Origin of the sequence: Mycobacterium palustre (genome assembly GCF_002101785.1) — a bacterium.
In the GTDB taxonomy this organism is placed as follows: Bacteria; Actinomycetota; Actinomycetes; order Mycobacteriales; family Mycobacteriaceae; genus Mycobacterium; species Mycobacterium palustre.
In genome coordinates this window covers 33,890-43,278 of sequence record NZ_LQPJ01000152.1, presented here as the reverse complement: position 1 = coordinate 43,278, position 9,389 = coordinate 33,890, and the positions used below count along the sequence as shown (strand labels likewise).

8 protein-coding genes are annotated in these 9,389 nt (G+C 68.4%); 2 read left to right on the top strand and 6 right to left on the bottom strand.

Annotated features, from left to right (window positions below):
• The first annotated feature begins 84 nt into the window (after window positions 1–84).
• Window positions 85–381: a DUF503 domain-containing protein gene (locus tag AWC19_RS27375; RefSeq protein ID WP_085081206.1), complete on the top strand. Its 297-nt coding sequence runs from the start codon at window positions 85–87 to the stop codon at window positions 379–381.
• Window positions 382–403: 22 nt separating this feature from the next.
• Here AWC19_RS27375 and trmI read toward each other — a convergent pair whose 3' ends face one another.
• Entirely contained in the window at window positions 404–1,246 is an 843-nt protein-coding gene (gene trmI / locus AWC19_RS27370) for a tRNA (adenine(58)-N(1))-methyltransferase TrmI (protein WP_085081205.1), read from the bottom strand.
• 73 nt (window positions 1,247–1,319) lie between these two features.
• Here trmI and AWC19_RS27365 point away from each other — a divergent pair, with 73 nt between their 5' ends.
• Window positions 1,320–2,186 (top strand): RecB family exonuclease, encoded by an 867-nt coding sequence (locus AWC19_RS27365; RefSeq protein ID WP_085081204.1) that lies wholly within the window; start codon window positions 1,320–1,322, stop codon window positions 2,184–2,186.
• On the opposite strand, the gene AWC19_RS27360 is transcribed toward AWC19_RS27365, so the two are convergent.
• The 5 genes from AWC19_RS27360 to metH all read right to left on the bottom strand — a co-directional run bounded on the left by AWC19_RS27360 (window position 2,187) and on the right by metH (window position 9,048).
• A complete protein-coding gene (locus tag AWC19_RS27360; RefSeq protein WP_085081203.1) occupies window positions 2,187–3,554 on the bottom strand; it encodes an FAD-containing oxidoreductase in 1,368 nt (455 codons plus the stop codon).
• A gap of 8 nt (window positions 3,555–3,562) precedes the next feature.
• A complete protein-coding gene (locus tag AWC19_RS27355) occupies window positions 3,563–4,072 on the bottom strand; it encodes a DUF4126 domain-containing protein (RefSeq protein WP_085081202.1) in 510 nt (169 codons plus the stop codon).
• A 130-nt stretch (window positions 4,073–4,202) separates the two neighbouring features.
• Entirely contained in the window at window positions 4,203–5,057 is an 855-nt protein-coding gene (gene hisG, locus AWC19_RS27350) for an ATP phosphoribosyltransferase (RefSeq protein ID WP_085081201.1), read from the bottom strand.
• A 2-nt stretch (window positions 5,058–5,059) separates the two neighbouring features.
• On the bottom strand, window positions 5,060–5,341 hold the full coding sequence (locus AWC19_RS27345) for a phosphoribosyl-ATP diphosphatase (protein WP_085081200.1): 282 nt from the start codon (window positions 5,339–5,341) through the stop codon (window positions 5,060–5,062).
• 44 nt (window positions 5,342–5,385) lie between these two features.
• Complete coding sequence (gene metH / locus AWC19_RS27340; protein ID WP_372508553.1) at window positions 5,386–9,048, bottom strand: methionine synthase; 3,663 nt, start codon at window positions 9,046–9,048, stop codon at window positions 5,386–5,388.
• Window positions 9,049–9,389: the final 341 nt, after the last annotated feature.

Genomic DNA, 9,389 nt, shown 5'->3' with positions numbered 1-9,389 from the left:
CCCCCGCGCCGCCCGCGGCTCCAGGGCCGCCACCCGAGCCGGCCCCCTCTCAGGCCCCGTCGATGACGCCCCCCGGCTGATTCGATGTGGATCGGCTGGCTGGAGTTCGACGTGTTGCTGGGCGACGTGCGATCGCTGAAGCAGAAGCGGTCGGTGATCCGTCCGGTGGTCGCCGAGCTGCAGCGCAAGTTCAGCGTGTCGGCGGCCGAGACCGGTTCGCAGGATCTGCACCGTCGGGCCGGCATCGGGGTGTCCTTGGTGTCCGGCGACCGCGGCCACGCCGTCGACGTGCTCGACCGCGCCGAGCGACTGGTGGCCGCGCACCCGGAGTTCGAGTTGCTTTCGGTGCGACGCGGCCTGCACCGCAGCGACGACAGCTAGCGACGGTGGCTAGCGACGGTGGCTAGCCGTCGCGGCCCTCGCGTTTGCGGCCCAGCGGCGCCGGCGCGATGACCCCGGGAGCGAGCCGTCGCGCAAAGATCAGGAACGCGGTGTGCCCGCGCATCGAATGCTGCGGCCGCACGGCCAGGCCGACGACGTTCCAGCCGCGCTGCAGGGTCTCCCACGCCCGCGGTTCGGTCCAGCACTGCTGGGCGCGCAGCGCCTCCACGACCCGCGACAGCTGGGTCACGGTGGCCACGTAGACCATCAGCACGCCGCCGGGGATGAGCAGCCGCGCGGCAGCGTCGAGCACCTCCCACGGCGCCAGCATGTCCAGCACGGCCCGGTCGAAGGAACCGTCGGGCAGCTCGGAGTCGGAGAGGTCGCTGACGATCAGCTCCCAGTTCTCGGGGGCCCCGCCGAAGAAGACGTCGACGTTGCGGCGGGCGTGTTCGGCGTGGTCGGCGCGCTGTTCATACGAGACCACCCGCCCGGCGGCGCCCACCGCACGCAGCAGCGAACAGGTCAGCGCCCCGGATCCGGCCCCTGCCTCGAGCACCCGCGCGCCCGGAAAGATGTCACCCTCGTGCACGATCTGCGCGGCGTCCTTGGGGTAGATGACCTGCGGGCCGCGCGGCATCGACATCACGTAATCGACCAGCAGCGGCCGCAGCGCCAGGAACGGCGCGCCGTTGCTGGACTTGACGACGCTGCCCGATTCGAGCCCGATCACCGCGTCGTGGGCGATCGAGCCGCGGTGGGTGTGGAATTCGGCGCCGGGGGTGAGCGACATCGTGTAGTGCCGGCCCTTGGCGTCGGTGAGTTGGACGCGTTCGCCGGCGGCGAACGGACCGGTTGCTGGCACGCCGTCTAGCGTGCCAGCCGACTCGCCGCGGCGGTGCTTGGGGGTTGTCGGCGCCCGGTTCTACGCTGCGACCATGACCGACCAGCTGGAGGGACGCGCACGGCCTGCGCTCTCGCCGTCGCGGGCGGCCGATTTCAAGCAGTGCCCGCTGCTGTACCGATTCCGGGCGATCGATCGGTTGCCCGAGGCGCCGTCGACCGCGCAGCTGCGGGGCTCGTTGGTGCACGCCGCGCTGGAACGGCTCTACGGTCTGCCCGCGGCCTCCCGCGGCCCCGCCGCGGCGCTATCGCTGGTCGACCGCGCCTGGGAGCAGGTGATCGCCGCGGAGCCCGGCCTGGCCGCCGAGCTGGACCCGGTGCAGCGAACCGAACTGCTGACCGAGGCCCGCGCGTTGCTGTCCGGCTATTACCGGCTGGAAGACCCGACGCGGTTCGACCCGGAAAGCTGCGAGCAGCGGGTGGAGGTCGAACTCGCCGACGGGACGCTGCTGCGAGGGTTCATCGATCGCATCGACGTCGCGGCCACCGGCGAGCTGCGGGTGGTCGACTACAAGACCGGCAAGGCGCCCCCGGAAGCGCGAGCGCTGGCCGAGTTCAAGGCCATGTTCCAGATGAAGTTCTATGCCGTGGCGCTGCTGCGGTCGCGCGGGGTGCTGCCCACCCGGCTGCGGATCATTTACCTGGCCGACGGCCAGATGCTGGACTACGCCCCCGACCGCGACGAGCTGCTGCGCTTCGAGAAGACGCTGATGGCGATCTGGCAGGCCATCCAAAGGGCCGCTCCCACAGGCGATTTCCGGCCCAGCCCGTCGCGGCTGTGCGATTGGTGCTCACACCAGCAACTCTGCCCGAGCTTCGGCGGCACCCCGCCGCCCTACCCGGGCTGGCCGGATGACCTGCCGGCGCAGCCTGTTTCGGCCCCGCCCCAGCCGGCCGCCTAGCTATAGCGGCGACATTTCCTGCAGCACGGTGGGAATCAGCTCGCTGACGGTGGGGTGGATGTGCATCGTGCGCGCCAGCGTCGGGTACGGCGCCTTGGCCGACATGACGTCCAAGACGGCGTGGATCGCCTCGTCCCCGCCGACCCCGAAGACGGCGGCCCCCAGGATCTCGTCGGTGTCGGCGTCGACGATCACCTTCATAAACCCTTGCGTCTCACCCTTTTCCACCGCCCGGCCCACGCGGGTCATCGGCCGCTTGCCCAGCAGCGCCCTGCGGCCCGAGGCGCGGACCTGCTCGACGGTCATGCCGGCGCGGCCCAGGGGCGGGTCGATGTAGAGGGCATAGGTTGGGATGCGGTCGCTCACGCGGCGCGGGTCATTGTCTAGCAGGTTCGCGGCGACGATCTCGAAATCGTTGTACGAGGTGTGGGTGAACGCGCCCTTGCCGTTGCAGTCGCCCATCGCCCAGATGTGCTCGACGTTGGTCCGCAGCTGGTCGTCGACCACGATGTAGCCGCGCGGGTCGGTCCGCACCCCGGCGGCGTCGAGGCCCAAGTCGTCGGTGTTGGGGCGCCGCCCCACCGCCACCAGCAGGTGACTGCCGGCGATGGGGGTCGCGCCGGCAGCGGGCGTGAGCTCGAAACCGTTGTCTTTTTTCATGATTCGCACGTCGTCGGCGCCGACGACGACCTCGACCCCTTCGGCCTCCAGGATTTCCCTGACGGTGGCCGAGACGTCCTCGTCCTCGCGGGACGCCAGCCGCGGTCCCCGCTCGACGACGGTGACCCGGGCCCCGAAGCGCCGGTACATCTGCGCGAATTCCAGCGCGATGTAGCTGCCGCCGAGGATGACGAGATGCGTTGGCAGCGTGTCGAGTTCGAGGATCGACACGTTGGTGAGGAAGTCGATGTCCGACAGCCCCGGGACGTCCGGCACCACGGCGCGGCCACCGACGTTGAGGAAGATCCGGTCGGCGTGCAGGCGCTCGCCGTTCACGCCGACGGTGTGGGGGTCTTCGAAGCGGGCGTGGCCGCGCACCAGAGTGCAGCCCTCCATGGTTTCCAGCCAGCTTTCGACGCCCCTGCGGTCGGCCAGCATGATGTCGTCCTTGCGCGCCTTGACCTTGGCCATGTCCACGCTGACGGGACCGGTCCCGACACCGTACTCGGCGCCGCGGCGGGCCAGCTGGGCCGCGTGCGCGCTGGCCACCAGGGTCTTGGTGGGGATGCAGCCGGTGTTGACGCAGGTGCCGCCGACCAGCTTGCGCTCGATGATCGCGACGCGCTGCCCGGCGTCGGTCAGCCGGCCGGCGAGCGGGGGCCCCGCCTGCCCGGCCCCGACGATGATCGCGTCGAAATGCTCGCTCACTTACTGGCTCACTTGACGGCCGTCAGCAGGTACTCCGTCAGCACGTGACCCGTCATCGCGACGATCGCGAACCCGCCCAAGACCGCGACCGCGTCCTCGAGCAGGGCGATGGGCAAGTCCCTACCGGCCGCGGCGGCCAGCCGCTTGCGCGCCTGATAGCCGCCGAGGGTGCCGAGCACCGCGCCGATGATGCCGGCGCCGAGCGCGGTGAAGGTCCAGTGCGGCCATGCGCCGAGCACCGCGCCGGCAAACCCGCCGGTGATGATCCGGACAGCGAAGATCGGCGCCGCCGTGCGGGCGGGCGTCTTGGGTAGCTTGTCGTTGACGAGCTCGCCGATGGCCAGGACGGTCAGGACGATGGCCGTGATGATGCTGGCCACCCAGGACGCCCACGTGCCGTGCAGGTCGATCCACCCCAGGAAGCCGCCCCAGGCGACCACGGCGGGTGCCGTCAGCGATCGCAACCCGGCGACGACGCCGATGAGTAAAGCCAACAGCACGATAACGACGTGTGTCATGAAGACCCTCCTGGGGAAGAACAGCCCGGCAACGGTAGAGCGTGACGGCCCGTGAAGATGCCACGGGCGTCGGTTTTTACGGCGGTCGTTCCAGCGGCACTAGGCGGACGCTAACACAGCAAGGCGTCGATCAGAATCGGCAGAATCGAATGTCGGATGCCAGAATCGCTTTGGCGCCGATCGCGGCGAGCTGGTCCATGATCTCGTTGACGCCGCGGCGGGGCACCAGCGCGCGGACCGCCACCCAATCCGGTTCGGCGAGCGGCGCGATGGTCGGCGACTCCAGCCCCGGCGTGATGGACGTGGCCTTCTCAAGCACCGACCGCGGGCAGTCGTAGTCGAGCATCAGGTACTGCTGACCGAAGACCACGCCCTGAATCCGCGCCACCAGTTGATCGCGCGCGGCCTGGCTTGCCTGGCCACCCTCGTCGGCCCGCTCGATCAGCACCGCCTCCGAATCGCACAGCGGCTCACCGAAGGCCACCAGATCGTGCAGACTCAGGGTTCGCCCCGATCCCACCACGTCGGCGATGGCATCGGCCACCCCGAGCTGCACCGAAATCTCCACCGCGCCATCAAGCCTGATGACGGTGGCCTCAATCCCCTTCTCCGCCAAGTCTTTCCGGACAAGGTTGGGATAGGCGGTGGCGATCCGCTTTCCGGCCAGGTCCGCCGTAGTCCAATCCCGCCCGGCCGGGCCCGCGTAGCGAAAGCTCGACGAGCCGAATCCCAGCGCGAGGCGCTCGCGCACCGGCGCGTCGGAATCGAGCACCAGGTCGCGGCCGGTGATGCCGAAATCCAGCTGTCCTGAACCCACGTACACCGCAATGTCTTTGGGCCGCAAGAAGAAGAACTCGACCTGGTTCACGGGGTCGATGACCGTCAGGTCCTTGGAATCGGTGCGGCGGCGGTATCCGGCCTCGGTGAGAATCTCGGTGGCCGGTTCGCTGAGCGTGCCTTTGTTGGGGACGGCCACCCGCAGCATGCTCACAGCTTCCGGTAGACGTCGTCGAGGGACAGGCCGCGCGCGACCATCAGCACCTGCGTCCAGTACAGCAACTGGCTGATCTCCTCGGCCAAAGCGTCGTCGGGCTCGTGTTCGGCGGCCAGCCACACCTCGCCGGCCTCCTCCAGGATCTTCTTGCCCAGCCCGTGGATGCCGCCGTCCAGCGCGGCGACCGTGGCGCTGCCGGGCGGGCGGGTGCGGGCGCGCTCGCCGAGTTCGGCGAACAGATCCTCGAAGGTCTTCACGGCCAGCGATTGTGTCACGCGGCGCCGAGCGAAGTCACGGCGGTTTCCGTCCGGTCGCGGGCTCAGTCCTCCGGGTTGTAGCCGAGGTTGGGGGCGAGCCAGCGCTCGGCCTCCTGCAAAGTCCAGCCCTTGCGCTTGGCGTAGTCGGCGACCTGGTCCTGGGCCACCCGGCCGACCACGAAGTACTGCGACTGCGGGTGCGAGAAGTACCAGCCGCTGACGGCGGCGCCGGGCCACATCGCCATCGACTCGGTCAACTCGATGCTGGTGCGCGCCTTGACGTCCATCAACTTCCAGAGCGTCACCTTCTCGGTGTGGTCCGGGCACGCCGGATAGCCGGGGGCTGGGCGGATTCCCACGTACTTCTCGTCGATGAGCGCGTCGTTGTCCAACTGCTCGTCGGGCTGGAATCCCCAGAACTCTTTGCGGACCCGCTGGTGCATCCGTTCGGCGAAGGCCTCCGCCAACCGGTCGGCGAGCGACTCCAGCAGGATCGCGCTGTAGTCGTCGAGGGCGGCCTTGAACTCCGCGATCTTCTCCTGGCTGCCCAGCCCCGCCGTGACGGCGAACGCGCCGACGTAGTCGGCCAGGCCGGTGGCCTTGGGCGCAACGTAGTCGCCGAGGCTCCGGTTCGGGACGCCGTCCCGGTGCTCGCCCTGCTGGCGCAGGTTGTGCAGCGTGGTCAGCACCTCGGTGCGGGTGTCGTCGGTGTAGACCTCGATGTCGTCACCGACCGCGTTCGCCGGGAAGAACCCGATCACCCCGTTGGCCGTCAGCCATTTCTCCTTGATCAGGGTGTCGAGCATCTCACTCGCGTCGTCGTACAGCTTGCGGGCGGCCTCGCCCGAGGCGGGGTTGTTGAGGATGTCGGGGAAGCGGCCCTTCATCTCCCACGCGTTGAAGAACGGCTGCCAGTCGATGTACTCGCGCAACTCGGCGAGGTCGTAGTCCTGAAATTCCCGTATTCGCGCACCGATAGCGGGCACCGGCGGCGTGTAGCCGTGCCACTCGATCGGCGTCCGGTTCGCGCGGGCCTTCTCCAGGGTCAGCATCGGGCGCTCGTTCTTTTGCGAGTGCCGTTCGCGCAGCGACGCGTAATCCTTCTCGGTGGCCTCCAGCAGGGCGGGCCGCTGCTTGTCGTCGAGCAGCGCGGCGGCGACCGGCACCGACCGGGACGCGTCCTTGACCCAGACCACCGGACCGCTGCGACGCGGCGCCACCTTCACCGCAGTGTGGGCGCGCGAGGTGGTCGCGCCACCGATCAGCAGCGGGATCTGCAGCCCCTTGCGTTCCATCTCGGCGGCGAAGTTGACCATCTCGTCCAGCGACGGCGTGATCAGGCCGGACAACCCGATGATGTCCGCATCGTATTCGTCGGCCGCCGCCAGGATCTTCTCGGCGGGCACCATCACCCCGAGGTCGATCACCTCAAAGTTGTTGCACTGCAACACAACCCCGACGATGTTCTTGCCGATGTCGTGGACGTCGCCCTTGACCGTCGCCATCACGATCGTGCCGTTGGTGTCCTTTGAGTCGGCGGTACCGTTCTGCTCCTTCTCGGCCTCGATGAACGGCAGCAGGTACGCGACGGCCTTCTTCATCACCCGGGCCGACTTCACCACCTGGGGCAAAAACATCTTGCCCGAGCCGAACAGGTCACCGACGACGTTCATCCCGTCCATCAGCGGGCCCTCGATCACCTCGATCGGCCGCCCTCCCGCGGCGGCGATCTCGGCCCGCAACTCCTCGGTGTCGTCGTCGACGTGGGCGTCGATGCCCTTGACCAGGGCGTGCGTGATGCGCTCGCGGACCGGCAAGGATCGCCATTCGGCCGCCGCCGGGTCGTCGGCCTTCTCGGAGCTGTTGAACCGTTCGGCGATCTCCAGGAGTCGTTCGGCCGCGTCCGGGCGACGGTTCAGGACGACGTCCTCGATGCGCTCGCGCAGCTCGGGGTCGATCGAGTCGTAGGGCACCAGAGCGCCGGCGTTGACGATGCCCATGTCCAGGCCGGCCTTAATGGCATGGAACAAAAACACCGAATGGATCGCCTCGCGTACCGGGTTGTTGCCCCGGAACGAGAACGACACGTTCGAGATCCCGCCGGAGATGTGCACGCCCGGCAGGTTCTCCTTGATCCAGGCGCAGGCGTTGATGAAGTCGATCCCGTAGGTCGCGTGTTCCTCGATGCCGGTCGCGAGCGCGAAGCAGTTGGGGTCGAAGATGATGTCCTCGGACGGGAAGCCGACCTCTTCGGTCAGGATCCGGTAGGCGCGCCCGCAGATCTCCTTACGACGCTCCAGGTTGTCGGCCTGGCCCTGCTCGTCGAAGGCCATCACGACGACGGCGGCGCCGTACTTGCGGCACAGCCGCGCCTCGCGGACGAACTTCTCCTCGCCCTCCTTCAACGAGATCGAGTTGACGATCGGCTTGCCCTGCACGTTCTTCAGGCCCGCCTCGATGACCTCCCACTTGGAGGAGTCGATCATCACCGGGACCCGGCTGATGTCCGGCTCGGCCGCGATCAGTTTGGTGAACCGGTCCATCGCGGCGACGCCGTCGATCATGCCCTCGTCCATGTTGATGTCGATGACCTGCGCACCGACCTCGACCTGCTGCAGGGCGACCGACAGGGCGGTGTCGTAGTCCCCGGCCTTGATCAGGTTACGGAACCGCGCGGAGCCGGTGATGTTGGTGCGCTCACCGATGTTCACAAACAGGGAATCGTCGGTGATGTTGAGCGGCTCCAGGCCCGAGAGCCGGGTCGCCACCGGGAGCTGCGGCACCTCGCGCGGCGGCTTGCCCTCGACGACCTTGGCGATCTCGGCGATGTGCGGCGGCGCCGTCCCGCAGCAACCGCCGACCAGGTTGACCAGGCCGGCCTCGGCGAAGTCGGCGATGTAGCTCGCCTGACGCTCGGGGGACTCGTCGTATTCGCCGAAGGCGTTGGGCAGGCCGGCGTTCGGGTAGCAGGAGACGAAGGTGTCCGCGATCCGCGACATCTCGGCGATGTAGGGCCGCATCTCCGGCGCGCCCAGCGCACAGTTGAGGCCGACCGCGATCGGCCGCGCGTGCCGGATCGAGTTCCAGAACGCCTCGGTGACCTGGCCGGACAGCGTCCGCCCGGAGGCGTCGGTGATGGTGCCCGAAATGATCACCGGCCAGCGGCGGCCGCGCTCCTCGAACAGCGTCTCCACGGCGAACACCGCCGCCTTGGCGTTGAGCGAATCGAAGATCGTCTCGATGATGAGCAGGTCGACACCGCCGTCGACCAGGCCGTTGGCGGCTTCGAGGTAGGCGGCGACCAGCTGGTCGTAGGAGACGTTGCGGGCCCCGGGGTCGTTGACGTCCGGCGAGATCGACGCGGTCCGCGTCGTCGGCCCGATCGCTCCGGCCACGTAACGGGGTTTGTCCGCGGTGCTGTATTCGTCGGCCGCCTTGCGGGCGAGGGCGGCGCCGGCGTAGTTCAGCTCGTAGGCCAAGTCCGACATGTCGTAGTCGGACAGCGAGATCGCGTTCGCGTTGAACGTGTTGGTTTCGATGATGTCGGCGCCCGCCTCGAGGTACTCGCGGTGGATGCCGTCGATGATCTGCGGCTGCGTCAGGTTGAGCAGGTCGTTGTTGCCTTGAAGGGCGGTCGGCCACTCGGTGAACCGGTCGCCGCGGTAGCCGGCCTCGTCCGGCCGGTCCCGCTGGATCGCCGTGCCCATCGCGCCGTCGATCACCATGATGCGCTGGCGCAGCACTGCCGTCAGTTCCTCGGCGCAGTCCGGGCGGATGTTCGGCTCTGGGCTGATCTTTACCTCATTGGAGGTCACGCGCATTCCTTCCGTTACGGAAGGCGTCCTTGAGTCTGCCGAGCGTGGCGGTCACCGGCGGGGAACCGGGACCGTTGCAACGCCTCTCGACGGTGAAAAGTCTACGTTGTCACCCGACGTCTGGACGCCCACCCCAATCGACCGCTCGCCAATGTTGTCGGCCAGGAGATAGTTACCCACGTTAACAAGTTTGCAACCGAACGTATTTCTTCCTGACCCGGTGAGTCTTGACCCGGTGAGTCTTGACCCGG